The organism is Mesorhizobium sp. M0106 (genome assembly GCF_040322715.1).
Classification (GTDB): Bacteria; Pseudomonadota; Alphaproteobacteria; order Rhizobiales; family Rhizobiaceae; genus Mesorhizobium.
In genome coordinates this window covers 300594-326807 of the sequence record NZ_JAMYUA010000004.1, presented here as the reverse complement: position 1 = coordinate 326807, position 26214 = coordinate 300594, and the positions used below count along the sequence as shown (strand labels likewise).

The window sequence follows — 26214 nt, the reverse complement described above, 5'->3', positions numbered from 1 at the left end:
GTGTCTATCGGCGTGAATCTACACAGCATAGACCGCTGACGAACTGTGGGCTAGCGGTGGGCCCTTCGCTAGATCCGCTAGACTTGACACTGCGAAGCACCGGGCTCAGTCTCGCAAGACTGCTCCGGTTTTATCCTGTCCATCGACTGGTGAATCCGCTGCATGAGCTGAGACTAAGGATATACAGCCATGATGGCGCTTCGCTTCGCCATTGCGCTTCTTCTAGTTTCGCTGAGCGCCCAAGCGTGGGCAGAACGGCGCGTCGCGCTGGTCATCGGTAATTCTGCCTATAGATACGCGGTTCCACTTTCCAATCCAAAAAATGATGCGGTGGATATGACCGCAAAACTGCAGGCGTTGGGCTTTGAGGTGGTTGCAGGCGAGGACCTCGATCTGAGCGGGATGCGCGGCACGGTTCGAGATTTCATCGGCAAGCTGGATGGTGCCGACATGGCGCTTCTCTTCTATGCCGGCCATGGCGTCCAGGTGAACGGCACCAACTACATGGCTCCCGTTGATGCGCGGCTATCCACATATAACGACCTCGACTTCGAAGCCGTGCCCATGGACCTCGTCTTGTCGGCCATGGAGCGAACCACGAAGGTCAACCTGGTATTTTTGGATGCTTGCCGGGACAGTCCTTTCTCACAGAACCTTGGGCGCTCGATGGGTACGCGATCAGGGTCGGTCGGTCGGGGCTTGGCAAAGCTAGGCACGGGCGTTGGATCGCTCATAGCCTTTGCAACGCAGCCCGGGAACGTTGCGCTGGACGGCGAGGGAAGGAACTCGCCGTTCACATCTGCGCTGCTGAAGAATCTTGGTACGCCTGGCCAGGACATCTCCCGCGACCTCATCAACGTCCGTAGGGATGTGCTTGAAGCAACCGACGGCAAGCAAGTGCCATGGGACAACTCCTCGCTGACGGGCGACGTCATTTTGCAACCGTTGTCCGGAAACACCGCTGTCACGGCGGGTGCGAAAGGAGGGGACGTAGAAGTCGCCTATTGGGAGACCATCAAGGAAAAAACGGACAAGCGCTTCTTTGAGGCCTATCTCAGACAGTATCCAAGCGGCGCCTTTGCGGCGTTAGCCAGCTTGAAGATCGACGAGATCGAACAGGCAGCAACAGATCGTGGCAAAGCCCCCTCGATTTCCATCGAGGGCGTGGAGGTTGCAGAAGCTCATCCTGATTTAGATGTGACGCAAGCTTTGGCTGATCCGCGCGCGTTGACAAAGGCAACGCAAACAGAGCTAACGCGAGTCGGCTGCCTTGTCGGACAGGCAGACGGCAAATGGGGACCGGGAAGTCGGAAAGCTCTTCAAGCCTTTGCCGAGCAGCGGGGATTGAAGCTTGCCAGCCTGGAGCCGACGAAAGAGGTGTTGCGCGCAATCAAGAATATCCCAGAACGTGTCTGCGCTCCGGTCAAGGTAAAGGCTTTTGATGGCGCGTGGGCACTGACGCGGCGCGCAGGTAATTCCGCCTGCGATTACACTGAACAGTCAACGACAATCTTTATCGATGGAACGGAAATTTCCGCGATGGTGCCTTTGGCCGGAACAATCACCGCCGACGGGGCATTCGACATCTATTTAAGTTTCGTCGATGACGATGGTGCGCCAAGGCAAAACCATATCATCGGCAGGCTTCAAGGTGCGAAAGGCAGCGGTGAGTTTTCTCGAGTCGGAGGCGAGTGTGCAGGTGTCGTAAGACTTGACAAGCGTACTGAATAGGGCCGGCATTTGCGGGTCCGTGCAAACGCCGACCAAACCATTCGGACGTGGTCCGTCTCATTGAACCAACGTCGAAGTCGCGTGGACTTTGCCGTCGTCGCGCACCTCGTAAAATTTGTCGTTGTCAATGTAGATAAGATGACAAACTGGTTTACCTTGGTCTTGTGAACAGGCCTTGTCACCGTCGAAAGTCAAGGGAACTTTGACCTTTATCTTAGTTTTGTTGTTCACCAAAGCTTCCCCAATGATCTGTTTTTTCTTCCAGTTCCAGACAAGAGTGGCAGTTATGGCAGCTCCAGCGTCGTATATAATTACATTTACCTTTTTCCCATTAGCAAAAGTCTTAAATTCTTCCATCGATGCTTTCTTCGCGCTACTTGGTAGATCCTCGGCCCAAGCGGACATAGCAAGTGAAAACGTAGCTGCGACAACAAGCGATAACAGTTTCATCCTATCCTCCCCATCCCCCGCCGGTTTGACTGACATGTCTATATATTCTTAAGCGAGGAGACTGAAAATTATCATGATAACAAGCTTTCAAGAAGCGGAAATCAGCGCGTCCTAGATGTCGTTGGGGACATTTGCTCAAGTTGAGCGAAGCCGCACATTCTAGCATGTTCCCTAGGATTTGCGCTTAAGCCAACGCGTTCTCAGTGTTTACAATGCGCAGGCCGCCCGAGCGTGTGATGCGCGGTGTTTGGATTGCGAGCCTCATTGCACTTACCGCCGCCTATCTTGCCGACCAAGCGGGCCTTGAGGGCATCGTCTCGAAGCGCGCCGACAGCCCGTATCGAAGCGGCCCGACGGCGAATTGGCTGAAGACGAAGAGCTTCACAGTCCAGGAATACGAACTATTGGGCGTCGAGCGCGAGCCGGGCAAGGCGGCATTCGCCTTGCTGGCGAAGCCCGGTACCGGAAAATATGCCGGTTCGGCCTTCATCAGCTTGAACCAGGAGATGCGCGAACGGCTGTGGAAGCGTGTCCAAGAGCACGCCGGGCCACCGCCGAAGGGCATAAAGCGGCCGGCGACCATGGGTCAGGCCGGGGTGAAAGCCCACGTCAAGCATCTACGGGCGAGTTCGGATTTCGCCACGCCTCACTGCAGGATTCAGAGAGGAGTGATACCTCCAGCGAACACGGCACGAATTAGCCGGCCTCGCCTCGGACCTACGACGCCAGTGTGCCAGCATGATTCTTTGTCGAGGAGCATTACTCAACGCGCTTTCCAGAATGGCGGGACGTCCATGGCCCGGGTCATTCTCGCACTCGACTTTTTACTGATTACATGGGCGGATGGCCCCGTTGGGGGAGCCGCAGACGCGCTCGGCCGAAGGTGTCTGGCATTTGGTCTGAGATCGATCGGGTCGAAGCCAATTTCCGCCTGCTGCGCTTCACGCTATTGCAAGACATTCAAATTTGAGCTTCCGCACTCATGCTTTGTCGAGAGTATCTCCGTAAGTTTTAGCCGTTCTGAATCGCCGTCGGCGACGATGACGACGAAATAGGAGAACGCAATGGCTCGCAATCACGTTGAACGTCTTGGAGAGTTTAGGGAAATCTTGGTCGCGACTCGACGCGAAGGAGTCCGTAACGTGCACCATACTCGCGACGCAATGCGGGCAAGTGGCTTTCAGATCGGGGACAGCGACGGCTCCAGCTACGGAGCCGAGCTGAAGGTGCTCCAAGAGGAAATTGAGGCAGTCGATCGCGCCATCGAAGACGAGAAGCGGTTGGCCTTGGCCCTCGAGAGCGCGGCTCAATCCCGCCGACCGACTAAACCGAGAATCGTGAAGGGAACATAGAGTCCGGTAAGGCCCTTGGCGCCCGTCGCGTCGATCGCCTTCGGTACAGTGTCGGGCTCGTCGCCGCCGTGGTGCAGCGCCCTAAAAGCGGACGTTTCGCTTTCGTGCCCTTGCGTAACCTAGAGCATTTGCTCGGTAAAAATCGCTCCTGTGAACTCCGACCTCGTATGGCGGACCAACAGGTTCGGCCAACATCAGGTGAGATGTAGTCCCAACAAACATGCAGTTCAGACAATCGATTACGCGTCTTTGTTGAAGTCGTGCCCTGCGGCCGATCCGAAAGGATCAGCCGCATCCGGCATCCATCACCTTCACTGACTGAAACACGCTTGATAATCGGGGGCCCCATGTAGACTAAGTTGCATGGACTAAGTCATGGGGCCCGCAATGCGCACCGTCAATATCCACGAGGCCAAGACGCATCTGTGTCGTCTTGTCGACAGGGCGGCCAAAGGCGAATCCTTCATTATTGCCAAATCCGGCAAGCCGATGGTCAAGGTCGTTGCCATAGACGCACCTGCCGCCGGCGAAATGCGCCGGGTGGGGTTTATGGCCGGGCGGTTTTCAGTTCCGGACGATTTTGATCGCATGGCCGATGACGAAATCGAGAAGCTGTTTGGCGGCCATGCATGAAACTTCTTCTCGATACCCATCTTCTGCTCTGGGCGGTGGGCGAACCCGAAAAGCTTCCGCCCGCAGCCCTCGCTGAGATCGAGAATGCCGATAACCACTTGACGTTCAGCGCCGCAAGTCTCTGGGAGATTGCCTTTAAACGCGGTCTGGGGCGCCCCGACTTCAGAGTCGATGCGCGTGTTTTACGTCGGGCCCTGATAGACAATGGCTATCATGAGCTGCCAATCACCGGCGAGCATGCCATTGCGGTGGATGGGCTTCCACCCATCCACAAGGACCCCTTCGATCGGATCCTGATTGCTCAATCGATTGTGGAAGGCATTACTTTGCTACCGTCGACGATCTGGTCGCGCAGTATCCTGGGCCCGTCCGTCGTCTCTGATCAAGCTGGACCCCAAGCCCCTCGGCAGAGTAGTCCAGCTATCGCTTCAGACCACCCATGAACGCCTTTACTCGAGCAGCGTCGACTTGGTTCCACCAGACGCCGTCGTGCTTCAGCGCGCTGGCGATGATGACCCCGTCGACAATGGCGAGGATATCCTTGGCATTGTCCGGCGTGACACCGCTGCCGACCAGCGTCGGCAGGCCGGCGGCCTGCTTGATCATACTTATGTAGCCCAAATCCGCGGCGTGGCCGGTGCGCTGGCCAGTGGCGATGATGGCGTCGGCGTCGAAGAAGACCAGGTCCTTGACCAGTTCCTCCACCGGGCGGTCGGCGACGATGGCGTGTGCGCCGTGCTTGACATGGGCATCGGCGAAAATGCGGATGCCGTTGGCGCGCAGCCTGGCGCGGTAGCGTGCCGCGCGGCCCGATTCGCCTTCGACAAAGCCCTCATTGGCGACGTAGGCATTCGCCCATTGATTGACTCGGACGAAGCCGGCGCCGGCTGCGCTGGCGATCGCCAAGGCCGGAATCGCGGCATTGGCCAGCACATTGATGCCGATCGGCCTGCCGAGTTCGCGGCGGATGCGGTCGGAAACCACCGCCATGTAGGCCGCCGTCTCCGGGCCGATATCATCAGGCTTGGCGAAGGGGATGTCGCCATGGTTCTCGACGATCACGCCGTCGCAGCCGCCGTCGAGATAGGCCTTGGCGTCGTCAAGCCCGCGCTGGTAGATCGCCTCGATAGCCTCGCCGTCATAGCGCGGCGCGCCGGGCAGCGGCGCCAGATGAACGACGCCGATCACCACCTTTGTGCGGCCGAAAAGGTCCACGAGCGCGTCGCCGCCAGATTGGCCGAGCTGGGTCATGAGAGCTCCATTTGATCGATGAGCGCCGCCATCTCGGAGGCGGAAGGACAGGATGCCAGCGTGCCCGGCCGTGTCACGGCGATTGCGGCGGCGGCGAGCGCCAGCTCCAGCGCCGAGATGACCGGCATGCCCCGGGCAAGCCCACCGGCCAGACAGCCGCAGAATACATCGCCCGCGCCGCTGGTGTCGAGCGCTTCGACTCGCGGCCCCGGCAAGCGAAGCGGTTCCGTCCGGTCCGTGCCAAGCACGATACAGCCTGCGGCACCGAGGGTGATTACGACGGTGCCTGCGCCTTTGGCCGCCAGCGCGCCAGCGGCTGCTGTCATGTCATCCCGGCCGGTCAAGATTTGCGCTTCGGATTGGTTGACCACCAGAACCTCCGCCAGGCCGAGATCGGGCAGCGAGGCCGTGTCGATCGGGCTGGCGTTGAGAACGGTGCGCGCACCGTTTCCCTTTGCTGCTCTGAGGCAGGCATTGGTCACGGCAGTCCGCAAATTTCCCTGGCAGACGAGGATGTCGCCGGGAGCGATCCAGCGGACAAGTGCTGTTTGCGCCACCGGATCGAAGGCTTCGCTGCAGGCGACGCCGCTGACGATGAAATTCTCTCCGCCTTTATCGACGACGATGGTCGAGCAGTCGCTCGGCAGCTCGAATTCGCTCACCTCAACGTTGGACAGCTCGCTGTCGAGGCGGCTCCTCATCCACGCGCCAGCGGGGTCCTTGCCGAGCGCCGTCCAGAACGTCACCTCTGCACCAGTCCGTGCTGCTGCGACCGCCTGGTTGGCGCCCTTGCCGCCGAGCCCGTCGGCATAGCTCACGGCATTCAAAGTCTCGCCCGCGGCAGGGAAGCGGCCGACGCGAAACACCGTATCGACGCAGGCATTGCCGACGACGTGGACATGCATGGCTCAGCTCTCACCTGTCGCCCAGCCCAGCATCTGTTCGAACAGGGTCTTGTAGCCTGGCCAGGCGATGAATTGCGGCGGCAGCCAATGTGGCCCGACATCGGATGTCCAGGCCACGGTGCGGCCCTTGCCGTAATGGCCGGTGACAAGCAGCGGCAGCGAGCCATAGTCCGACGACACGCTGGCCAGGACCTCGGCCCCGTCCTTCAGCGTCACCTCGTTAAAACCGAGCAGGACCGGCCAGTCCGAGCCGAGGCCCCTGAGGATGGGATGGCTCGACCCTGGTTTTGGCACGGGCGCAAAGCCTTCGGGAACCTCGACGCGGTCGTCGAATGCCAGGCAGTTCACCGGCAGCACGTCCTCGACCGGGGTCTTGTGGTAGCGCGCGCCGCCATTGATGCCCTGGAAGCTGTAGTAACCGCCGAACATCAATAGACCGCCGCCGCCGCTGACGTAATCGCGGAGCAGGCGCAGGCGGTTCGGCGTCGGCTTGGAGTGGACCCAGGTGTCGGGATGCAGCAGCAGCGTGTTGGCGCCGATGTCGGAGAGCACGACCGCGTCATAGGCCGACAGCGCCTCCATGGTCTGTGGAAAGCCGCGCTGCGCCTCATGCGCCGGCATGAACGTGACGTCGAAGTCGGTCGCCTTCAGTGCGCCCAGCAACTCGTCTGCGCCGGTGTGGTAGGTAACGGTCGGAAACTGGTCGAAACCCTTGATATGGGTCGCGGTCGACACCCAGGATTCGCCGGCAAGCAGGATCTTCTTCTTGGACATTTGAACTCCAGTGTAATTCCAGGCCGCTTAGAGCCGCGCGAATACGCTTTTCGGATTGGCGATCAGCATGCGGTCGATGGCCGGCTGCTCGACGCCATGGCGTTTTAGGCGCGGTATGAAATGCTTCAGGATATAGCCATAGCCGAAGCCGCCGAAGCGCGTCAGCATGATCTTGAGGAACACATCCTGCGACAACAGCAGGCGGTCGCCGAAGCCCGCCTCGACAAGGGCGGCGATGGCGCGTGCATTCTCCTCGTCGGAGGGCGATTGCGCGTCCTGGTCGGCGTAATAATAGTCCATGCCGATCATGTCGTATTCGAGGAACGCGCCGCGCCGAGCGAGGCTTTTCTGGTAGTCGGGATCGTCGTGGCTCGGGTTCATGTGGCAGAGCACGGTGTGGCGAAGATCGGCGCCCTCGGCCTCGACGATATCGAGCACGTCGTGCGCCAGCCGCTCCCAGCCAGGCAGATGGATCGACAGCGGCACGCCGGTGATGCGCGAGGCGCGCGCCGAAGCCCGCAGCGACTTGCGTTCCTCGGCGGTGAAATCCTTGCTGACGCCGACTTCGCCGATCAGCCCGGCCATGATCGGCGGCTGCGTCTCGCCGCCGCCGACATCGTTGACGATGAACTCGGTCACGGCGTCCACATCCATCGCCTTCAGCCATTCGGGATGGGTGTGCTCGAGATAGAAGCCGGTGCCCATGACGATCTTCAGGCCGGACATGCGGCTGATGCGGGCGAGCTTTTCGGGGGCGCGGCCGATGCCGATATTGGTGGCATCGACCACGGTGTGGCCGCCCAGCGCGCGATAGCGCTGCAGCTCAGACAGCGCGAGGTCGGCGTCGTCGAGCGAGACGTTGTCGCGGTTGACGTATGGGTTCATGCGCAACTCGCCGATGATCTCGATGTTCACCGGCTGCTCGGCGATCGCCATGTCGTCGGGATGGCAGGGGCATTTCCAGCTGCGCGCCCCGTCGAGCAAGATGTGCTCGTGCATCAGCGTAATGCCCATCTCCTCGACCGGAACCGGGCCGAGCACGGTCATCACAAGGCCGGTTTCGACCCCGATTGGCAGCCGCCGCCTGGGCACCGCGTCATCGAACAGATCGCTCATCGGCTCAACGGCTCCGCACGGCGCCGCGGAACAGGCGGAAGTTCAACCAGATGGCGATCAGGATGATCGTTCCGGTGACGATCGGCGTCAGGAAAGGCGACAGATGCGCCAGGATCAGGCCGTTGCCGATGACGGCCACCGTCAGCGCGCCGAGCACCGTGCCGATGATCGTTCCGCGGCCGCCGAACAGGCTGGTGCCGCCGAGCACGACGGCGGCGATGACTTCCAGCTCGAAACCCTGGCCGGCATTCGAAGATCCCGATCCAAGCCGGGCAGCAATGATGATCCCGGCAAGGGCTGCCGCGGTGGCGGAAATCACGTATACGAAGAGCGTCGTCTGCCGCGTGTTGACGCCGGCGCGCCGCACCGCCTCGGCGTTGGCGCCGATACCGGTGACATAGCGGCCGAATGGCGTCTCGTTGAAGGCGAGATAGGCGATGGCCAGGATCGCCAGCGCGATCAGCGCCGGCACCGGCACGCCAAGGAACCAGGCGCGGCCCAGCACGGTGAAAGCGCTTCCGGGCTCGATGGGGATGGAATAGCCGCCGGTGATCAGCAGCGCCACGCCACGGATCACCGAAAGCCCGGCAAGCGTGACGATGAAGGACGGGATGCCCTCATAGGCAATGAAATAGCCCTGTACCGCCCCAAGCAGGGCACCGAGCGCCAACATGGCGAGGATAACGACTGGCCACGGCAGGCCAAACTGCAAAAGCGTCGCCGACAGCGTCGCCACCAGCGCCAGCACGGAGCCGACCGAAAGATCGATGCCGCCAGTGGTGATGACGAAAGTCATTGCCGCGGCGACGATCAGCAGCGGCGCCGACTGCCGCAGGATGTTCAACAGATTGGGCGATGTCAGAAACGCGTCGGTCGCAACGGAGAAGATGATGCAGACGACCAGAAAGAACAGCGCGATCGAGACGACGCTGCCATTGGCGAGCAGCGCATCGCGCCAGGTGCCCCTGCGTATTCGTGAGGGCTTGGCGGTGTGGATCGCGTCACTCATGCCGGCGCTCCACCGCGATAGCCATTGGTGGCGGAACGCGCATTGAACTTGCGGCCGACGATCAGATTGACCACGTCTTCGATATTAGTGTCGCCGATCAGCCGCTCGGCGACATTGCGCCCTTCATACATGACCTGAATGCGATCGCAGACGAGGAAGAGATCCTGCAGCCGGTGGGTGATCAGAATGACGCTGACACCGCGCGCACTGACCGCGCGGATCAGTTCGAGCACCGCCTCGACTTCGGCCACGGCAAGCGCTGCCGTCGGCTCGTCCATGATCAGCACGGCCGGCTCGAACGAGGCGGCGCGGCCGATCGCGATCGACTGGCGCTGCCCGCCGGAGAGGTTTTCGACCTTGAGCCGCGTATCGGCAATGACGATGCCGAGCCGATCGAGCATCTGGCGCGTCTCGTCATGCATGCGCTTCTTGTCGAGAAAGGAAATGCCTGCGATGCGGCGGCGCGGCTCGCGGCCGAGAAACAGATTGCCGGCGACATCGACCGTGTCGCAGAGCGACAGGTCCTGGTAGACCATCTCGACGCGCGCCGCACGTGCGTCCGCCGGCGAGCTGAAGATCACCGGCTTGCCGTCGATCTCGATGGTGCCGGCGTCGGGAACCACTGCCCCCGACAGCACCTTGCTCAATGTCGACTTGCCGGCGCCATTGTCGCCGACCAGCCCCAGCACCTCGCCCGGCTTCAGCGTCAGCGACACGTCATCGAGCGTCTGGATGGCGTTGTAGCGCTTTGAGATGCCGCTCATCCGCACCCGATAGGTCTGGCCACTGCTCATCTGGAATTCCACGCGATTGCAAGGGATCCGCGCCGCAGCCTCGGGCGGCGCCGCGGCTCGGTCGCCGACGCAGTTTACTTGAACATCGCGCGATATTGGTCGACATTCTTCTTGGTCACGATCGTCACCGGGATATTGATGATCGGGTCGATTTTCTCGCCCTTCTTGATCTTGCCCAGCGCTTCGACCGCGGCCTTGCCTTCGCCGGCCGGATCCTGCTGCACGACCGCCACCACCCAGCCGTCGTCGATGCCCTGAACGGCCTGCTTGGTGAGATCCCAGCCGAACACCTTGACGTCGCCGGTGCGGCCTTGGCTGGTCACCGCCGAAACGGCGCCGAGCAAGGCCGGCTCTCCGGTCGCATAGAGCGAGTTCATGTCCGGATTGGCGGTCATCAGGTTTTCCGAAGCGCTCAAGGCGGTCTCCTGAACATTCTGGCCGTCGACCGTGTCGAGGAAGGTGACGGCCTGGCCGCTTTCGGTCACCGCCTTCTTGAAGCCGTCGAGGCGCTGGTTCTGGATGAATGAATTGAGTGCGCCGACGATACCGATCTTGGCCTTGCCGGCCATATCGGTCTTCACATAGTCGGCGTAGAATTTGCCGATGTCCTCGCCGGCCTTGGTGTTGTCGACGCCGATGAACGAAATATTGTCGCCGTCGGGGATCTGCGCGTCGATGGCTATGACGGGAATGCCGGCCGCCTTGGCTGCAGTGATCGCAGGCTTGACGCCGTTGACGTCGATGGCGACCAGAATGATGCCGTCGACTTTCTGCGTGATGTAGTTCTCGATCGCGTCGTTCTGCGCGCTCGGCACATTGTTGGCGTTGAAAATGACCAGCTTGGCGCCAGCGGCGTCGGCTGCCTTTTGCGCGCCCTCGTTGATCTGGTTGAAGAACAGGGCCTGCTGGTTGATGTTGACGAGAGCGAACGTATCGGCAAGCGCCGATCCCATGGCTGCCGAGCCCATGGCAATGGCGGCGGCACAGCCGGCGAGAAGTTTGAACAGACGCATTTCGGTTCCCCTTGCTTGCGGACCAGACCTCGGCTGGTCCCGTTGGTGCTACAGGCACGAGGCAAGCATTCAAGAGACTTGAATATTTGTCAATCCAAATGAACGCAGAGCGTTGCTCAGAAAGTCGCCGGCGTGTTGACCCAGAAAATGCTAGCGCGTTCCTCGCCGATGTTGCGGTAATGATGCGGCAGCTCCGACCTGAACACGAAGGCATCACCGGTGGCGAGAGCATGGCTCTTGCCGTCGACGATCAGTTCGATCCGCCCGGCGAGCACGTAGCCGACTTCCTCGCCGGCATGCTGGATCGGACCTTCGCTCGAGCCCTCTGCCTCGATGTGATGGATGTTGCATTGTAAGAGGTGGCCAGGCGAATACGGGATGATGCGTTCGAGCGAAATTCCTTCGCCACGCCGTAGCGCGTCGAGCGCGATCAAAGGCCTTGCGCCCGCCCGGAATACGATCGCCTCGTCGTCGTCGACTTGCTCGAACATCCAGCCGATATTGGTGTCGAGAACCTCGACCAGACGGTGGAGCATGGGCAGGGACGGCGAAGCCTTGCCGTTCTCGATCTTGGACAGCAGGCTTTCCGAGCAATTCGCAGCCGCGGCCAGCGTCTTCAGCGTCATGCCGCGTGTCTGGCGGGCGAGGCGCAGCCGAGTTCCAAGTCTTGCGGCATTTATGGTGGCGTCCGTTTCTGATTCTGGCCGCCGTCGATCGATTTTGTTCATCTGTTCGCCAACCATTCAACGGTCAAGGGCAACTATCGCGCGAGCAAAAGACCTCGGCTGACGATTTGCAAGTGCTGATGCGTCAAATTCGAGACTGCAGCCGCAGCTACCTCATCCGGCGAATGCCGCTCCCGCATGAACCTGCTGAATGATCCTGCGCCAGTTATCCCTATCGCTTGGCTGTCCATCGTGGTCGAAATCGCCAGCCGTTACCGCGTTTGCGTCACGTGGCGAGTGGACTTGGAACGACAATGCGGGCAAGGCGGGCCACGCAGCCAATCTACACAACCACGGCCGCGCCGACACGATAAAATCTGGACTGTCCCCGAATTTGCGGAGCGCGCCCAGAAGTCACCCGCGGCAGCGCCCCATGGAGTTACGCCCAGGGCGCGCAGGCTCTCGATAGCCGCGACGTATCCAATGAAATCCTGGGGGCAGTCGCGCAGCCGCTTGAGCTTCGGCAATTTTGAAGAAAGTCCAACAGAATTAATGAACTAGCACCTTGCTGATGTAAGTTGCGGAAGCGACGCGCGGTTAATGCTTTAGAAGGATAGACACATCGACACGAGGTGCGAAGAAGCAACGCCAATACAGCTGGTTGGTTACAACATATTTATTTTCGCAGATATGGTATTGCCCGTCCGGGGATTCCTGTACACGGTCCCGTGGGATGGTGAAATTATGCGGCAAATAAGTGTACCCGCCGTCTACCCTGGACCGCACCGAAGACGAGGTATGGCGCGGCAATCTGAACCGCCGCAGCACTTGAATTTGGTCTGTGGGTCAATCTTATCTTCGTACCAATCATGGGCGTTAGCGGCTGTTGCGGCGGCGATACACATCGCCGTGAAGATGAGCCTTCGCATGGCATTCCTCAAGTATCTGGCAGGCGCTGCTCGTTGGGGTTTCCATGTATATTAGCGTTCCATTGAAAATACCATTGGCCTCCGACCGACTTAACGCAGCTTCAGCAACGCTCGCAACGGAAGACCGCATTGGGTCACGTCAGGACGACACTTGCGCCGACCAAAGGTCAGCTCTTGTCGCTCCGGGTTGGAAACCCGACCGTCTGCTCTGCGCCTGATGTCGGCCATAGAGGCGAACTTTGCCTCCGCCCGGAAGCAGACACTGCAATTGACCACGCTGAAGGTCGTGGTCGCGCCAGAGCCTGCAAAGGCACAACTCGGCACACGAGGGCGAACATTCCGCTGCGGAAACAACTTGAAGAAAGGCTTCGCGGCCCATAGCATGCCGCGCCATGGTGAAATCTGATCGAGAGGTCAGTGAGATCGGTCGGGTTTTTGAGCCAGTGCAAGGTAGGGAGGATAATAATTATGGCTTCCGAAGTACAGGCAAACAACGGCGTTAACGTAGAGGCGCTGCTCGGCGCACGCGAAGCGCTTACCAACGCCCCGGAGGCAGCGCAGTTCAAGTGGCGCGCGGCCTGCGAATGGAAGGATGGCACCCACAGCCACTCGTCGGTCGAGAGCTTCTACGGTCTCGGCGAGGATCAGCATCGCAAGACCACCTTCACATTCGACGCAGACCATCCGGAGGTCTTCGCTTCCCAGGACAAGGGCGCCACGCCCGTCGAATACGTGCTGGTCGGACTGGCGAGTTGCCTGACCGCCGGCATCGCCGCGGTTGCCCAGAACCGCAACATCCAGTTGAAGTCGGTGAAGGCGACCATCGAAGGCGACATGGATCTCGCCGGAATACTCGGCATCGACAGCGACGTGCGCAACGGCTTCAGCGGCATCACGGTGAAATACAACATCGACGCCGACGCCAAGCGCGAGGACATCGAGGCTATCGTCGCTCAGTCGCAGAAGCGGTCGGCGGTCTATGACATTGTCACCAATCCGACGAACGTCACGGTCGTGGTGAATTGAAAGGCGCTTCGAACCGTAGACTCTCCTGATGAGAGGGTGCGATTAGTTCCGTCACCACAGTGATCGTCGGCGCGGGGCACGCGGGGCTCGCGATGAGCCGCTGCCTCGCGGAGCGCTCTATCGACCATGTGCTGCTGGAGCGCGGCGAGATCGCCCATACCTGGCGCACCGAGCGATGGGATTCACTGCGGCTGCTCACCCCGAACTGGCAGAGCCGGCTGCCGGGCTTCCGCTATGACGGCGACGATCCCGACGGCTACCGGACGATGCCTGAGGTGATCGACTTCCTCGGGAACTATGCCAAGGCGATCTCGGCTCCGGTCAGAACCCACTCGACCGTTACCTCGGTTCGCAGCGACGGGGCGGGATATCTTGTGCGCACTGACCGCGGCGAGTGGCGGTGTCGGACCGTCGTGCTGGCGTCGGGCGCGTGCAACATCGCGCGCCTGCCCGACGTCGCCAGCCGCGTGCCGCCGTCGGTCGCCATGCTGACGGCACAGTCCTACCGCAATCCGGGTCAGGTCGCCGACGGTGGCGTGATGGTGGTGGGCGCGTCGTCGAGCGGCACCCAGATCGCACAGGAGCTGCAGCGTTCGGGGCGTCAAGTGACCCTGTCGGTGGGCGAGCACATCCGGGCGCCCCGCGTCTATCGCGGCAAGGACCTGGAATGGTGGATGGACGCCGCCGGCGTGCTCGACGAGCGTTACGACGAGGTGGACGACATCAGGCGGGCGCGACGGGTTCCTTCGCTACAGCTTGCCGGCACGCCCGACCGCATCACCCTCGACCTCAATGCGCTCGACGACCTCGGCGTCCGGCTCATCGGTCGTCTTGCCGGCATCACCGAAGACGGCAAGGCCCAGTTTGCGGGGTCGTTGCGCAACATGTGCGCGCTTTCCGATCTCAAGATGGCACGGCTGCTCGACGTCATCGACGAATGGGCGCGCGCCAACGGCCTGGACGCTACGGTCGGGCCGCCGGATCGCCCGCCGCCGACCCGTGTCGAGGAGAACCCGCCGCTCGGCCTCGATCTTGCCGGAGGCGCGATCAGGACGATCATCTGGGCCACCGGCTACCGGCCGGACTACTCCTGGCTGGAACTGCCGGTCCTCGACCGCAAGGGCCACGTCCGTCACGACGGCGGTGTAGCGGAACATCCGGGCCTGTACCTGATGGGGACGCAGTTTCTGCGCCGCCGCAAGTCTGCGCTGATCGACGGCGCTGGCGACGACGCGCGTGATCTCAGCGATCATCTGGCATCGTACCTCGGGATCAACGTCTGAGACTCCAGAGGGAACAGGTTGGTTGCCGCGACAACCCCGAATTCTGCGCCCCTGCAGTCATATTCCCAAGTGCAGCTTTGGCTTCCAGAAGGGGCGGAACAACTCAATCTTGGGACAGCGGTTCATCACCACTTTCAAGCCCGCTTCCTCCGCCAACTGGGCGGCAGCGTCATCGCGCACCCCAATCTGACCCCACAGAACCTTGGCATTGATTGCGATGGCCTCCTGTGCAACTTCCAACAGATCTTCGGAGCGGCGAAAAACCTCAACCATATCCACAGGCCGGTCGATGGCCGCTAGTGACGCGTACACCTTAAGCCCTCGAATCTCATCCAGACCGGGACTGGGGTTGACCGGGATCATGTCGTAGCCGATTTCGTGCAGCACCCTGAGTACCCCATAGGAAAATTTAGTTTTATCGGGGCTGGCCCCAACCATCGCGATGGTTTTGACCGATTTCAGAATGTCTTGCAGGTAAGCCTCCGAATAGGGCTCATCATGATTCATATGGGTCATTTCTTTGCTTCCAACGGGGTCGCAATATCGGCTTTCAATTCATGAGCGGCCAGCGGGTCAAGGAAGGGGTTGCGATAGAGCTTGTCGTGGCTCTCAACGCCGACCTCCAGCGTGCAGTCGCTCATAGGGCGGGCGACGCAGAGGATTATATAGCCATTGTTGATCTGGCGGTTGTTCAGCGCCCGCTGCGCTTTTTGATCGACTTTGCCGCTGATTATTTTGGCCGCACAGGTTATGCAGCCGCCATACTTGCACCCATACGGCAGATCCACGCCCTGCTCGCGCAAGCTTTGCAAGAGGGGCTTACGGTGATCGACGTCAAAGGCCGCACCGCCTTGATTGGCGAGAATGATGGTGAAGCAGGTCATACCCAGATGTCACTCGTGCAATCACCCCCGGGATAACGGGTTTCGTGGCAGCGGCTTGGTCCATTTGGTTCCTTACCAAAATCAACAACGAATAGCGGATCGATTTCCATGCCGCCGTTTTCCGTATCGCAATTGACCATCAGCATGCATCCGCCATTGGTGCGGATTTCGGGATAGAACTGATTATCCCACGTCGAGAAGAGTGAGGTCGTCACATAAAGGCGCTTGCCGTCGAGGCTGAGCTGTATCATCTGAGGCCCGCCAGTCACTTTCACGCCATTGACCTCAGGCGCACGGCCGAGAAGTCCGCCCATCCACACTTGTCCGGTAAGCTTGGCGTTGTGAGGGTCCGAGATGTCGTACTGACGAATGTCGCCATGCAACCAGTTGCACATATAGAGGTATCGATCGTCCATGCTGAGCAGAATGACCGAGATCACGCCCGGTATTGGTATCGGCCATTCGGGATGCGGCTCATTGCCGACATCGACAATTTTTTCCCATTGCCAGTCACCCGCCGCGTCCTTCCACCAATGGATGATATTTGCAGAAAGGGCCGCGCCAACAAAGCCGTGACTGCTGTCGGGGTTATGATGGAATCGCACTTCCAGTGGGATCAAGCCATCTTCACCGAGATAGAATGTTTGCTTTGGCTCCTTCTTTTCAAAATCCCAGAAATGGATCTCTCGGCCATATTTCAGATGACCAACCTCTTCCAGGTCAAAGCCAGGCATGAAGGTATTGGGCGCGGCCCATTCCGAGCTGACCATTACGTTGTGTCGCGGCTGGTACCAGAAATCATAACCAAACTTGATCCTGCCCATGGAGTTTTCCCAGCGGCCGACAATCTCGAACTCCTTGCTGAGTTGCAAATAGCCGCCGGGGGCATTGCCCTGGGCGTCACCAAGCATGGAAACGATGATGTCCGAGCCGAGGCAATGCACCGTGTGTGGCGCCGACAGGTTAGTCCTGGCTTTGATTTCAGCGCCGTCTATCACCTTGAACAGTGTCGGGCTGCGCGGATCGGTACCGCAATCGACAATATGCAGATTTGACGAGCGCACACCCGGCACGATCAGATATTTCCGCTCCTTGCTCGCATCGCCGTGGCACGACGAACAGGCATTCCAGCCCGAGTGATGAAGCTCATCGCCAATACCCGGCATTTGCAAACGCGAAATCACCTGGCTGTAGGTCGAACTCTCCGGGTCGACATCAATGGTGCACAGATAGTCCGGCTTCTGAATGCCCGTGCCGGTGTAGATGGCAATCGTATAGAGCAGCTTTTCGCGAGGTGCCGTCATCGCCTCGGCTGGAGAAGCATAGCCCGGTCCACAGCAATGATTGGTCATGGGTACTTCCCTTTGAACAGATCACTGGCCAGCCCCAAAGGGGCAAGCTGGAATGTTAGTGCATGCTTGGCATTGGCGCTATGGCCGGGGTGGCTTGTGAAGTGCGCACGTGACGTACAACTTGGCGACAGAGCCCTGTGGGACCACCCAACGCCAGCTTCTTATCCCGAGGGAACGTTGGCGGAGTGATCGGAGAGCAGTGCCTGGACCAAGCCCAAGTGAAAGCCTCCGGCTTCTTTCCACGGTTTCAAGACAGTATTCCAGCGGTCGGGAACGTCTGGGTTGGGTCAGTTCGAGACTTCGAACCCCGGATTGGATGTCTGCATTCTCGCGCGCTTACCGCAATCGATCGGACCGCTTCCGGCCATTACCTGATCCTCAATCGCAATCGCGCATGGTCATCCTATCAGGTTGAGCTACCCATCGGCGCAATGCGTGTGGGGTCTGAGCGGGTGTGCAAAATGAGAGCAAGTCTCCTTGCAATCGCTACCTCGACGCTGCTGAGCGAACCCAGCACTGCGTGCACGATGCCTGGTTCTTTGAGTGCGGAGGAACGAGCACTCGCCGACAGTGTCTTCGTCGGACCGTTGTCCGCTTGGATCATCCGAAGCAGAGAAAAACCGTAGCGCGCGGTGAATCCTCACGCAGCGGGCTGAGGCCACCCAAGCCTCCGGCTCAGCCGCTACAGCCCGTCAGACGCCCGACCAATTCCGGCACGAACCTCTGTCGCTTGGCTACATCCGCCAAAACCTGCTCTGCCTTTTTGGTTGATCGCCTGGGAGTTCGGCCGGCCTTCGCTAACTCGAGCCTGCCTCAGCTTACCTCAGCAACGACTGCCCCCGAGACCGGGTCGGTAAGGCCGAGGTCGCCGCCGAGGTCTTCGAGCATATCGCGGAACGTGTCGAGAATGCCGATCATCGACGGCCGCGCGGCGGCGAGGCTGTCCATGTCCTGCCACTCGCCGACAAAGCAGAATGTGGGCTCGCCAGTCTTGATCAGGGCGCCCTTGCGAAAGCCTGTCGCGTTGAGCGCGATAGTCTTGTGCGCTTCGACGAAGGCCTTTTCTATGTTTGGCTTTGTGCGAAAGCGGACTACATTGTAGGCGGTCATAGCTTCCTGCGATCGATTGGAGCAGCAACTTTTTTGAGCAGCAATCTTCCTGCGGCAGCCATCCTACTACGGGGGGCCTCCAGCACCATGTTGGACGGCGTCTCTGCGGTGCGGCGGAAGCGGTGAAGCCACCGCTGGTGACGACCTCCCTCAGCCTTGCCTCTCCGGCCTGGGCGCCAGCCCCGGAGCCCGACATCCTGCGCCAGCGACGCGGGCGTGCACACAAAGGCGGAGGCGGCATAATAGGCGCGCCCGACCGGGTTAACAGCCAGATGATCGTGCGCGAACGGCTCGACGATCATCCACGTGCCGTCCGGCTTGAGCGAGCTACGAGCATGCGTGGCATGGCGTCGAGGCTGCCGATCTCCCCCACAACAACGGTACAACAACGGGGAGGTTGCGCTCTCTGCCAAAACGCGGCTCCGCCTCGCTTTTTTATTGATCACGACAAAAAAACAACGCTAACTGGCTCCCGCGGAGGGGCCATGCTGACAAGTGATGAAGTGGGAGCGATCCCGTTGTTTTCGGGTTTGCCGGCGGCAGAGCTGGAGCGGCTGGCGCGGACAGCGGCCGATCTTCACCTCAGCCCCGGAGAGTTCGCGATTCACGAGGGTGGAGAGGCCGCGCTGTTTGCGGTTCTCGCCGGCAAGATCGAAGTCCTAAAGACCTTCGACGGCATCGAGCGAACGCTGGGTTGGCGTCTGCCGGGAACGATCTTCGGCGAGGTGCCGATTGCGCTTGGCTCGGGATTTCCCGGTGGCTATCGCGCCGCCGAATCTTCCCGCGTCATGCGCATCGAGGTTCAGCAGTATTATTCCATCGCCGCGGTTTCAAAGGACGTGGCCCAAAAGGTCAGCGCGCTTGCCCGCGAGCGGATGGGCGGGCTGCAAAGCGTCACTGCCGAGCCGCAGAGGCCGCGCGTCACATTGGTCGGCCATCGCTGGGACACGGCGTGCGGCGAACTGCGCCGGTTTCTGGCCCGCAACCAGATTTCGTTCACCTGGCTTTTGCCCGACACGTCGGATGCCGAGGCTTTCTGGTCTGCCCTCGGCAGGCCGGCTCTCGATGGTCCCGTTGCCCGGCTGGCGGACGGGGAGATTATCGAAGCACCCGCCGTGCGCGATCTTGCCATTCGCCTCGGGCTGCAGACGCGCCCGCGCGGCGCCGAGTACGACGTCGCGATCATCGGCGGCGGACCGGCCGGTCTTGCGGCTGCGGTCTATGGCGCCTCCGAGGGGCTGCGCACCATCGTCGTCGAACGCGAGGCGCCCGGCGGGCAGGCGGGAACATCCTCGCGCATCGAGAACTATCTCGGCTTTCCAAGCGGCATTTCCGGCGACGAGCTTGCCAGCCGCGCCCTGCAGCAGGCAAAGCGGCTCGGCGCCGAAATCCTGGTCACCCGTTCGGTCGCCGGCATCGACCCGACGACGCACGAGGTGGTGCTCGACGGCACCGATGTCGTGCGCGCCCGCAGCCTCATCCTGGCAACCGGCGTCGCCTGGCGCCGTCTTGCCATCGACGGGTTCGACCGGTTGATCGGCAAAGGCGTTTATTATGGCGCCGCGCGCAGCGAGGCGAGCAGCACGCATGGGCAGGATGTCTACCTGATCGGCGCCGGCAATTCGGCCGGCCAGGCGGCGATGCATTTTTCCGGCCATGCGCGCAGCGTGACGCTGCTGGTGCGCGGCCCCTCGCTTGCCGACAGCATGTCCCACTATCTGATCGAGCAGCTCAGGGCGAAATCCAACGTAAAGGTCCAGCTTCGCTCCGAAGTCCAGGCCGTGCACGGCGAGACGCACCTGACGGCGATCGACATTCTCGACAAGACCGGCAACGAGGTGAGCCGGCACGAATGCGGCGGGCTGTTCGTGTTCATCGGCGCCAACGCCGAGACCGAGTGGCTGCCGGCCGACGTAGCGCGCGATGCACGCGGTTATGTGCTGACCGGCGACGACGTGAAGAAGGCCGGGCTCTGGTCGCATGGCCGCGACCCCTACCTCCTCGAGACCAGCGCGCCCGGCATCTTCGCCTGCGGCGACGTACGCCTGAGCCCGGTCAAACGCGTTGCCTCGGCGGTCGGCGAGGGCAGCATGGCCATCGCCTTCGTCCACCAGTATCTGGCCAATGAAGAGAAAGTAGACCGCAACCAAAGCTAGAGGGTGAAGTAACCAGAATGTCATCAGCCGGTCGATGCGGCGTGAAAACCGCCAATTAAGCATCGAAAGCACGCTTGAGGGCTGGCCGCACTTCGCCGCGGGCTATATAAGCGGAGAGGTTCGGATGTTCGTCCAGTATAGCCGATCCGTTCAACCTGCGCAGCACCGCCACCATCAGAAGGTCACCGGCGCTGAACGCACCATCGAGCCAGTCGGCATTGCCCAGGCGATCGGAAAGTTCGCCCAGCCGGCCACAAATGCGATCCTCGACCATGGGCAGGCGTTGCTTATGCCAGGTCTCGTCGCGGGTCGTCAGCGGAAGGGCAGTTTTCTGACTAGGTCGTTCGAGAACCGGACCGTCTGCTTCCGGCCCCGAAACGGTCATTCCGGATGACAGGTTGCGTGAAGCGGTTCGCGCGGTGCACGGTGGCGCAAGCATGGTTCAGTCGAAGAAGCCTGCATCCTCTTCCCGGAGATACTTCCTGGCTGCTTCGGCGTCGATGTCGAGGCCCAGCCCCGGCGCTTGCAGCAGGTCCACCATGCTGTCCTTCACGATCTGCGACGGCAGGCCGATTACGAGGTCCTCCCACCAGGGGTCGGAGGCGCTCGGGTATTCGAACGCAATGTAGTTGGCGGGCAGCGTGGCGCAGACATTGATCAGCGCGCCGAGGCCTAGAAGGCCGTTCGCGGTGCCGTGCGGTGCCATCAGGATCGAGTGCATACAGGCGTGCTCGGCGACCCATTTGAGCTCGGCAATGCCGCCAATATCGGCCGGATCGGGGCCGATGACGCGCACCGCCTGCGTTTCGATCAGCTCCTTGAAATTGTGCCGCAGGTAGATCTGCTCGCCGGTATGGATTGGCGTCGAGGGGTGGCGGTGGTCAGCTCCCGATAGGCCTGCGGATTGACCCACGGCACATAGTCGCCGGTCAGCATGTCCTCGAGCCACATCAAATTGTACTTCTCGACCGCGCGAGCGAACTTGATCGCATCGGGCAGCATCCAGCCCGGGCCGCAGTCTAGCGCCAGGCCGACTTTGTCGCCCAGGCAATGCTGGCGCGAATGAATGCAAAACCCGATCGCGTGCTGTTTCCGAAGAGCAATTTGAGGTGAACTTCCTCAGGCTACGCCCGGGCGGAGCCATCCCCCGCCCGCGTCGCGGCAGGCAAGCTCGGATACTCGAACGTGTGCGTCCAATCCTCCTGACTCGTTCGTGTCGACATGGCTTGCGATCTCCGACTCAGGCGGAACCCATGATTCACAGCCGACCCCAAGGAACACTGTTGCCGCCCATCTAGCCGTCTTATCCGTATCGGCGAAGCCGCTGATCTGTGCTAAGCCGCCGCCCGAATAGCCAAAGGAGTACACCCGTGAGCGAGCCGACCGTGGCCGAGGCGACCGACAGCATCTATGCATCGCTCCGGGTGAACAATGCCGACATCGACGCACATATCGCGGCGCTCAAAGCAGCGCTGGCGCGAGAGGGGATAGAACAAGCGGTGTTCGATCCGACCAGGCTGGCGCAGAACAACCGTTCGGGCCGCAAGCTAATGCAGGCTTATTTTCGGCAGCGCGGCGTGAGCGTGAGGTTTTCGGCCTCGTAGGGGCGCACGCTAAGGCGCCACGGCCCGCCGGCAATCATTGTGGTCCAAGATCCCGCGGGGAGTTCAGGCAAGTCCGCTTTTGGCTTCTGTAGGCCGGCATGCGGCTTCCGGCCCCGCCGACGTCAAAGCACTTAGGAAATCGGCCGACAAATGGTCAATTCAATCACCTGCTCCGGCTGCCGAGTACATCAGCGACCGATTCGCCGCTTCTGGCTTGCGGATTTGACCGGATCCATCGCATGAATCTGCCGCCTTGAGCGCTTCGGCGCGGTCAGATTTGTCTAACGCTCCTATCCATCGAACCGACGCGAAAAATCGTGGATAGTCGCCCGAACACAAATCGAACAAGCGGAGAAACGTCGCCACCCGATCGCCGTAGACGGAAGTCGCGGCGAGCTTCGCGTTGTTGATCGGAGAATCGAACCAGACATCGTACCTCCGGTATCCATGCCAGCGACTGTCGCGCATCTCTCGGTAGCGCATCCGCAGCCGTTCGATCGCGGCTATCTTTGCGGCCCGCTTTTGCTCAGAGGTAGCGCTGTCGTCATAGACGTGCTTTAGCTCGTCTCGGGTCTGCGACACCAGCGCAAGAAATTGAGCTCTGCGCCTCCGGTCGGCTTCGTAACGGCGCAAACCGGCAGTATCCCCATTCGCGCGCAGCCATTTTCTTACACCGGTTGTTTCGACAGCGGTAGCGAACGCCTCGTTGAACCCGGAATCGTCCTGTACGTAGACGCGCTGGTGGGCCAGCTCATGGAACACCAGCCCTGCAAGACCCGCTTCATCTTGGCTGAGCATGGTGCTTAGCAGCGGGTCACTTGACCAGCCGAGTGTGGAATATGCAGTGATGCCCGTCACATAGACGTCCAGGCCCTGTCTCTGAAGTTCGACAGCGGTTTCAATCGCAGACCTTTTGGAGAAGTATCCTCGGTACGGAACGCATCCAAACACTGGAAAGCACCATGTTCGTGGCGTCAGCGAGAATTCCGGGGCTGCGAAGATGGCCCATGTCACCGCGTCCCGACCAACGTCAACATAGCTGCGGTAGCTATTGTTGTCCGGCAGCGCTAGTTCATCTATCGCAAACTGTCGGATGGCGCTCGCCGATGCCATTCGAGCGCGCAATGTCCCAGGGGTCGAAGGATTGTCGATCAGCTTTCCTACATCCTGCCGCGCCGCCATGATCTCCAGGTGACCCTTCAGGGATTGTGCGTAGTAGGAAATGCTGGTGCAACCTGCCACGCCGGACATCACGATCATCGCAGCAACCGAACGAAAAAAAGCATGCATCATGCCCACAGCATCGCTCACACGTCCGGATAGGGCAAATGTCGCAACTACGCCCGGTCCGAAACCGTCGCGCCAATTTGGTTAAGATCCTGGATGGGGTTTAGGCTAGACGTTCGTCCTCGGCAAGATTGTCACAATTCGGTCACACGCCGCCAAATTGCCGAATGTCCGGACACGGCGGACTGAAGCAACGCAGCATTTTCCACTTTGAGGCGAAGTAATTCTCAACTATGGTCCGCCAGGCTTTTGGCATGAGGGGGAATATTGCCGATGGTTTTATCACGCAGGGGTGTCGTGCTCGGCGGCCTGGCGCTGGTCGCGGTGGGTGCAACCAGCAATATTGCTCAAGCCGCGGCGGCAAAATCCTTTTTCGCCGGTACCGCCAGCGACAACAATTTTGTCTATCGCAAGACCAACTTCGCCAAGATCGACAAGAGATGGCATCGCCAGATCGTCAAGTATTTCAGCAGCGAGCCTGTCGGCACCGTCGTGGTCGATACCCGCCACCACTTCCTCTACGTCATCATGGAAAACAAGACCGCCATCCGCTACGGCGTCGGCGTCGGCAAGGACGGCTTCAAATGGTACGGCCGCGCGACGATCGACCGCCGCGCGCTGTGGCCGCAATGGGTCCCGCCCCCCGAAATGCGCAAGCGCAGGCCGGAGCTACCCCCCATGATCGCAGGCGGCGCGTCCAACAATCCGCTCGGGCCGCGCGCGCTCTATCTGCACCGCGACGGCGCCGACACCGGCTATCGCCTGCATGGCACGCTGGAGCCATGGAGCATCGGCACCGACGCTTCCAGCGGCTGCATCCGCATGTTTCCGGAAGACATCATCGACCTCTACCAGCGCTGCCCGATCGGCACCGGGGTGCAGGTCCTGCCGCACATCGCCGACCAGGCGCCCGCTTCCACCACTGTCGAATGATTGGCGCCTCATGAACCGCATCATTGAAAACACGCGCCGGCTGCTCGCCGCCGGCCTGCTGCTGCTGACCGCATCCTGCTCGACCAGCAACACGCTGGCCCCTTCCACGCCCGACGTCACCAACACCGAGGTTGCCGGTTTCCAGAATGTGCAGCCGGGCAGCGAGGAGGATTTTATCCTCAATGTCGGCCGCCGCACCTATTTCACGCAAGGTTCGGCCGCGCTCGATTCTGTCGCCAAGGCCACCCTCGACACCCAGATCGCCTGGCTAGCAAAGCATCCGCGCTGGCTGCTCAAGCTGCAGGGTTTCGCAGACGATCCCGGCGCAAGTGAAATGGCGCTGTCGCAGCAGCGCGCCGATGCGGTGATGGACTACCTCGCCGCCGGCGGCATAGACCGCAACCGCATGTGGGCCAAGGGCTACGGCAAGGACAGGCTCGTCCGCGAGTGCCCCGACACCGCCTGCAGGTCGCAGAACCGCCGCGTTGTGTCTAATTTGCGCGATGAGAGGGACGAGCCGTAGGGGCTGCTGTTCTGCTTGTGGCCCGAAGCAGAGTCTCACACGCGACGGCGGCATGGCTGCTTTGCGCCTAATGTCGGTCCTCGAGCACGCCATAGCCGCATCCCAAAAGCAGACATCCGAGTGAACAGGCTTTATTTGCGTAGGCTGCCATTGGGTTGTTACTCGCGGAGCGACCGCTTTCCCCCGTTGCGGCGAACTGGAGATCGGTCGATGGCTGGGGCTGCTTTGTGCCGGCGGTTCGACGCGCCGCATCGTCCGAAAGAAGCCGGAATGCGTCTAACGCTAGCTTGGCCGACCGATCCACCGCACGATTTCATAGGCAGGCATCGGGCGGCGAAAGCCCTTCAGCGTAAGTTCGCCAACAAGAACGGATTCGACCAGCGACTCGACAGCGCCGAACACCCGTTGGCTGACGAGAATCTGTCGAGCCTTCGCCTCTTCGCACAATCGAGCCGCATGGTTCGACACAGTGCCGATTACCGCATAGTCGGCGCGCTGATCGAAACCGATCCGCCCGATGGTTGCATGGCCCCGAGCGATGCCGATTCCGAAGCCGAGCAAGTAATCCCGCTTGCGCCATTGCTCTGAATGCCCGTCAATCGCATCGCGCATCGCCGCGGCCATAGACACGGCCCTCTCGGTATGGTCGGCGCACGGCAGTGGATCGTTGAAAACCACGACGATACCGTCGCCCACGAACCGCTCGAGAGTCCCCTCGTGGCGGACAATTTGTTCACCAAGACAGGAATGATACTCGGCAAGAACTGTCATGACTTCTTCGGGTTCGGCGGTCTCTGCGAAGGCCGTAAAGCCGCGCAAATCGCAAAAGACAACGGTCACCTCGCGACGGTGACTTTGCAGAAGCGCATCGCCATTTCCCGCCGCAACGATGAGGTCGGCGACCTGCGCGGGCAGAAACCGTCGGAGCCGGCCCATTCGCTCGATCTCGGTCACCTGCTCCGCCACGGTCTGCTCGAGCGAGCGGTTCCAATCGGAAAGCTGCGCGGCCTGATCCTGAAGCTGTTGGGCCTGGCTTGCGACGGTGTCGTGAAGCGCCTTCTGGCGCAGCATCGAGCGCACCCGCGCCAACAGCGCCCTGTGCTCGAAGGGCTTTGTCAGGTAGTCGTCACCCCCGGCGTCCAGCCCCTCGACAACATCACGCGTATCGGCCTTCGCGGTGACGAGGATGACCGGAATCGCCTGCAGGGAGATGTCCTGCTTGAGCAGGCGAACCACGCTGATACCGTCCAGCTTCGGCATCATGATGTCGAGCAGGATCAGATCCGGCGTGAGTTCGCGAGCTTTTGCAAACCCCTCTTCACCATCGGCGGCGGTCGCCACTTCGTAGCCATTCGCCTCGAGGCGCATGCGCAGGATCTCGAGGTTCTCCGGAGTATCGTCGACTGCGAGAATGCGAGGCGGATCGTGCAAGGC

The 26214-nt window shown here is 60.9% G+C and carries 25 protein-coding genes and 4 pseudogenes; 11 read left to right on the top strand and 18 right to left on the bottom strand.

The annotated features are described in order from the left end of the window. Positions 1 to 189: 189 nt before the first annotated feature. Positions 190 to 1731, top strand: coding sequence for a caspase family protein (locus NKJ55_RS06780; RefSeq protein WP_051406215.1), 1542 nt, complete (start codon positions 190 to 192; stop codon positions 1729 to 1731). 57 nt (positions 1732 to 1788) lie between these two features. Here NKJ55_RS06780 and NKJ55_RS06775 read toward each other — a convergent pair whose 3' ends face one another. Beyond that, positions 1789 to 2181 (bottom strand): hypothetical protein, encoded by a 393-nt coding sequence (locus tag NKJ55_RS06775; protein WP_031212493.1) that lies wholly within the window; start codon positions 2179 to 2181, stop codon positions 1789 to 1791. A 236-nt stretch (positions 2182 to 2417) separates the two neighbouring features. Here NKJ55_RS06775 and NKJ55_RS06770 point away from each other — a divergent pair, with 236 nt between their 5' ends. From NKJ55_RS06770 to NKJ55_RS06755, 4 genes and pseudogenes are all read left to right on the top strand, one after another. Continuing rightward, a complete protein-coding gene (locus NKJ55_RS06770) occupies positions 2418 to 3236 on the top strand; it encodes a hypothetical protein (RefSeq protein WP_352449206.1) in 819 nt (272 codons plus the stop codon). Between the two features lie 9 nt (positions 3237 to 3245). Continuing rightward, entirely contained in the window at positions 3246 to 3533 is a 288-nt protein-coding gene (locus tag NKJ55_RS06765; RefSeq protein ID WP_023679221.1) for a hypothetical protein, read from the top strand. A 387-nt stretch (positions 3534 to 3920) separates the two neighbouring features. Further along, positions 3921 to 4166: a type II toxin-antitoxin system Phd/YefM family antitoxin gene (locus NKJ55_RS06760; RefSeq protein ID WP_352449205.1), complete on the top strand. Its 246-nt coding sequence runs from the start codon at positions 3921 to 3923 to the stop codon at positions 4164 to 4166. Next, positions 4163 to 4548, top strand: a pseudogene (locus tag NKJ55_RS06755) (type II toxin-antitoxin system VapC family toxin). The gene NKJ55_RS06760 and the pseudogene NKJ55_RS06755 overlap by 4 nt, the downstream one beginning before the upstream one ends. A 38-nt stretch (positions 4549 to 4586) precedes the next feature. Here NKJ55_RS06755 and NKJ55_RS06750 read toward each other — a convergent pair. The 8 genes from NKJ55_RS06750 to NKJ55_RS06715 form a co-directional block, all read right to left on the bottom strand. After that, complete coding sequence (locus NKJ55_RS06750; protein WP_352449204.1) at positions 4587 to 5417, bottom strand: BtpA/SgcQ family protein; 831 nt, start codon at positions 5415 to 5417, stop codon at positions 4587 to 4589. Next, a complete protein-coding gene (locus NKJ55_RS06745) occupies positions 5414 to 6322 on the bottom strand; it encodes a ribokinase (protein ID WP_352449203.1) in 909 nt (302 codons plus the stop codon). The genes NKJ55_RS06750 and NKJ55_RS06745 overlap by 4 nt, the downstream gene beginning before the upstream one ends. Positions 6323 to 6325: 3 nt before the next feature. Continuing rightward, positions 6326 to 7096 (bottom strand): glutamine amidotransferase, encoded by a 771-nt coding sequence (locus tag NKJ55_RS06740; RefSeq protein WP_352449202.1) that lies wholly within the window; start codon positions 7094 to 7096, stop codon positions 6326 to 6328. Positions 7097 to 7123: 27 nt separating this feature from the next. Beyond that, positions 7124 to 8212 (bottom strand): phosphotriesterase family protein, encoded by a 1089-nt coding sequence (locus tag NKJ55_RS06735; RefSeq protein WP_352449201.1) that lies wholly within the window; start codon positions 8210 to 8212, stop codon positions 7124 to 7126. 4 nt (positions 8213 to 8216) lie between these two features. After that, positions 8217 to 9221, bottom strand: a complete 1005-nt coding sequence (locus NKJ55_RS06730; protein WP_352449200.1) for an ABC transporter permease — start codon at positions 9219 to 9221, stop codon at positions 8217 to 8219. Beyond that, entirely contained in the window at positions 9218 to 10015 is a 798-nt protein-coding gene (locus tag NKJ55_RS06725) for an ATP-binding cassette domain-containing protein (protein WP_352449199.1), read from the bottom strand. The genes NKJ55_RS06730 and NKJ55_RS06725 overlap by 4 nt, the downstream gene beginning before the upstream one ends. Before the next feature lie 74 nt (positions 10016 to 10089). Further along, positions 10090 to 11028, bottom strand: a complete 939-nt coding sequence (locus tag NKJ55_RS06720) for an ABC transporter substrate-binding protein (RefSeq protein ID WP_352449198.1) — start codon at positions 11026 to 11028, stop codon at positions 10090 to 10092. A 116-nt stretch (positions 11029 to 11144) separates the two neighbouring features. Continuing rightward, the gene (locus tag NKJ55_RS06715; protein ID WP_352449197.1) at positions 11145 to 11756 is read right to left on the bottom strand and encodes a cupin domain-containing protein; all 612 of its coding nucleotides are present in this window, start codon (positions 11754 to 11756) and stop codon (positions 11145 to 11147) included. A gap of 1334 nt (positions 11757 to 13090) precedes the next feature. On the opposite strand from NKJ55_RS06715, the gene NKJ55_RS06710 reads away from it, so the two are divergent. Together NKJ55_RS06710 and NKJ55_RS06705 are read left to right on the top strand one after the other, a co-directional pair. Continuing rightward, complete coding sequence (locus NKJ55_RS06710; protein WP_023679231.1) at positions 13091 to 13648, top strand: OsmC family protein; 558 nt, start codon at positions 13091 to 13093, stop codon at positions 13646 to 13648. A gap of 59 nt (positions 13649 to 13707) precedes the next feature. Next, positions 13708 to 14931, top strand: coding sequence for an NAD(P)-binding domain-containing protein (locus tag NKJ55_RS06705; RefSeq protein ID WP_352449196.1), 1224 nt, complete (start codon positions 13708 to 13710; stop codon positions 14929 to 14931). A 57-nt stretch (positions 14932 to 14988) separates the two neighbouring features. Here NKJ55_RS06705 and NKJ55_RS06700 read toward each other — a convergent pair whose 3' ends face one another. From NKJ55_RS06700 to NKJ55_RS06680, 5 genes and pseudogenes are all read right to left on the bottom strand, one after another. After that, positions 14989 to 15438: a CoA-binding protein gene (locus NKJ55_RS06700; protein ID WP_031212498.1), complete on the bottom strand. Its 450-nt coding sequence runs from the start codon at positions 15436 to 15438 to the stop codon at positions 14989 to 14991. A 5-nt stretch (positions 15439 to 15443) separates the two neighbouring features. Then, on the bottom strand, positions 15444 to 15815 hold the full coding sequence (locus tag NKJ55_RS06695; protein ID WP_352449195.1) for a 2Fe-2S iron-sulfur cluster-binding protein: 372 nt from the start codon (positions 15813 to 15815) through the stop codon (positions 15444 to 15446). Then, on the bottom strand, positions 15812 to 17167 hold the full coding sequence (locus NKJ55_RS06690) for a selenium-binding family protein (RefSeq protein WP_352449194.1): 1356 nt from the start codon (positions 17165 to 17167) through the stop codon (positions 15812 to 15814). The genes NKJ55_RS06695 and NKJ55_RS06690 overlap by 4 nt, the downstream gene beginning before the upstream one ends. An 813-nt stretch (positions 17168 to 17980) precedes the next feature. Continuing rightward, positions 17981 to 18277, bottom strand: a complete 297-nt coding sequence (locus NKJ55_RS06685) for a DUF718 domain-containing protein (protein ID WP_352449193.1) — start codon at positions 18275 to 18277, stop codon at positions 17981 to 17983. Between the two features lie 77 nt (positions 18278 to 18354). Further along, positions 18355 to 18600, bottom strand: a pseudogene (locus NKJ55_RS06680) (SAM-dependent methyltransferase); the annotation flags it as partial. Between the two features lie 162 nt (positions 18601 to 18762). Between NKJ55_RS06680 and NKJ55_RS06675 the strand changes: the two are divergent. Next, positions 18763 to 20433, top strand: coding sequence for an FAD-dependent oxidoreductase (locus tag NKJ55_RS06675; protein ID WP_352449192.1), 1671 nt, complete (start codon positions 18763 to 18765; stop codon positions 20431 to 20433). 55 nt (positions 20434 to 20488) lie between these two features. Here NKJ55_RS06675 and NKJ55_RS06670 read toward each other — a convergent pair. Both NKJ55_RS06670 and NKJ55_RS06665 read right to left on the bottom strand, forming a co-directional pair. After that, positions 20489 to 20737, bottom strand: a pseudogene (locus NKJ55_RS06670) (glutathione S-transferase family protein); the annotation flags it as partial. A 138-nt stretch (positions 20738 to 20875) separates the two neighbouring features. After that, positions 20876 to 21483 (bottom strand): annotated as a pseudogene (locus tag NKJ55_RS06665) (enolase C-terminal domain-like protein); the annotation flags it as partial. Between the two features lie 320 nt (positions 21484 to 21803). On the opposite strand from NKJ55_RS06665, the gene NKJ55_RS06660 reads away from it, so the two are divergent. Further along, complete coding sequence (locus NKJ55_RS06660) at positions 21804 to 22037, top strand: hypothetical protein (RefSeq protein WP_023679240.1); 234 nt, start codon at positions 21804 to 21806, stop codon at positions 22035 to 22037. A 159-nt stretch (positions 22038 to 22196) separates the two neighbouring features. Here the strand turns inward: NKJ55_RS06660 and NKJ55_RS06655 are convergent, their stop codons facing one another. Next, positions 22197 to 23330, bottom strand: a complete 1134-nt coding sequence (locus tag NKJ55_RS06655; protein ID WP_352449191.1) for an aminopeptidase — start codon at positions 23328 to 23330, stop codon at positions 22197 to 22199. A 267-nt stretch (positions 23331 to 23597) separates the two neighbouring features. Between NKJ55_RS06655 and NKJ55_RS06650 the strand changes: the two genes are divergently transcribed. Together NKJ55_RS06650 and NKJ55_RS06645 are read left to right on the top strand one after the other, a co-directional pair. Then, on the top strand, positions 23598 to 24257 hold the full coding sequence (locus NKJ55_RS06650; protein ID WP_352449190.1) for a L,D-transpeptidase: 660 nt from the start codon (positions 23598 to 23600) through the stop codon (positions 24255 to 24257). 10 nt (positions 24258 to 24267) lie between these two features. Next, positions 24268 to 24780 carry an OmpA family protein gene (locus NKJ55_RS06645; RefSeq protein ID WP_352449189.1) on the top strand — a complete coding sequence of 171 codons (513 nt, stop codon included), beginning with the start codon at positions 24268 to 24270 and terminating at the stop codon, positions 24778 to 24780. A 282-nt stretch (positions 24781 to 25062) separates the two neighbouring features. Here the strand turns inward: NKJ55_RS06645 and NKJ55_RS06640 are convergent, their stop codons facing one another. Continuing rightward, positions 25063 to 26211, bottom strand: a complete 1149-nt coding sequence (locus NKJ55_RS06640) for an adenylate/guanylate cyclase domain-containing protein (RefSeq protein ID WP_352449188.1) — start codon at positions 26209 to 26211, stop codon at positions 25063 to 25065. Positions 26212 to 26214 lie beyond the last annotated feature (3 nt).

Coding starts and splice junctions, on each gene's coding strand:
- NKJ55_RS06745 (WP_352449203.1), bottom strand. CDS start 6,322: ATGCATGTCCACGTCGTCGGCAATGCCTGCGTCGATACGGTGTTTCGC.
- NKJ55_RS06715 (WP_352449197.1), bottom strand. CDS start 11,756: ATGAACAAAATCGATCGACGGCGGCCAGAATCAGAAACGGACGCCACC.
- NKJ55_RS06725 (WP_352449199.1), bottom strand. CDS start 10,015: ATGAGCAGTGGCCAGACCTATCGGGTGCGGATGAGCGGCATCTCAAAG.
- NKJ55_RS06770 (WP_352449206.1), top strand. CDS start 2,418: ATGCGCGGTGTTTGGATTGCGAGCCTCATTGCACTTACCGCCGCCTAT.
- NKJ55_RS06765 (WP_023679221.1), top strand. CDS start 3,246: ATGGCTCGCAATCACGTTGAACGTCTTGGAGAGTTTAGGGAAATCTTG.
- NKJ55_RS06690 (WP_352449194.1), bottom strand. CDS start 17,167: ATGACCAATCATTGCTGTGGACCGGGCTATGCTTCTCCAGCCGAGGCG.
- NKJ55_RS06775 (WP_031212493.1), bottom strand. CDS start 2,181: ATGAAACTGTTATCGCTTGTTGTCGCAGCTACGTTTTCACTTGCTATG.
- NKJ55_RS06675 (WP_352449192.1), top strand. CDS start 18,763: ATGCTGACAAGTGATGAAGTGGGAGCGATCCCGTTGTTTTCGGGTTTG.
- NKJ55_RS06655 (WP_352449191.1), bottom strand. CDS start 23,330: ATGATGCATGCTTTTTTTCGTTCGGTTGCTGCGATGATCGTGATGTCC.
- NKJ55_RS06750 (WP_352449204.1), bottom strand. CDS start 5,417: ATGACCCAGCTCGGCCAATCTGGCGGCGACGCGCTCGTGGACCTTTTC.
- NKJ55_RS06760 (WP_352449205.1), top strand. CDS start 3,921: ATGCGCACCGTCAATATCCACGAGGCCAAGACGCATCTGTGTCGTCTT.
- NKJ55_RS06780 (WP_051406215.1), top strand. CDS start 190: ATGATGGCGCTTCGCTTCGCCATTGCGCTTCTTCTAGTTTCGCTGAGC.
- NKJ55_RS06645 (WP_352449189.1), top strand. CDS start 24,268: ATGAACCGCATCATTGAAAACACGCGCCGGCTGCTCGCCGCCGGCCTG.
- NKJ55_RS06735 (WP_352449201.1), bottom strand. CDS start 8,212: ATGAGCGATCTGTTCGATGACGCGGTGCCCAGGCGGCGGCTGCCAATC.
- NKJ55_RS06685 (WP_352449193.1), bottom strand. CDS start 18,277: ATGACCGCCTACAATGTAGTCCGCTTTCGCACAAAGCCAAACATAGAA.
- NKJ55_RS06740 (WP_352449202.1), bottom strand. CDS start 7,096: ATGTCCAAGAAGAAGATCCTGCTTGCCGGCGAATCCTGGGTGTCGACC.
- NKJ55_RS06650 (WP_352449190.1), top strand. CDS start 23,598: ATGGTTTTATCACGCAGGGGTGTCGTGCTCGGCGGCCTGGCGCTGGTC.
- NKJ55_RS06700 (WP_031212498.1), bottom strand. CDS start 15,438: ATGAATCATGATGAGCCCTATTCGGAGGCTTACCTGCAAGACATTCTG.
- NKJ55_RS06710 (WP_023679231.1), top strand. CDS start 13,091: ATGGCTTCCGAAGTACAGGCAAACAACGGCGTTAACGTAGAGGCGCTG.
- NKJ55_RS06730 (WP_352449200.1), bottom strand. CDS start 9,221: ATGAGTGACGCGATCCACACCGCCAAGCCCTCACGAATACGCAGGGGC.
- NKJ55_RS06695 (WP_352449195.1), bottom strand. CDS start 15,815: ATGACCTGCTTCACCATCATTCTCGCCAATCAAGGCGGTGCGGCCTTT.
- NKJ55_RS06720 (WP_352449198.1), bottom strand. CDS start 11,028: ATGCGTCTGTTCAAACTTCTCGCCGGCTGTGCCGCCGCCATTGCCATG.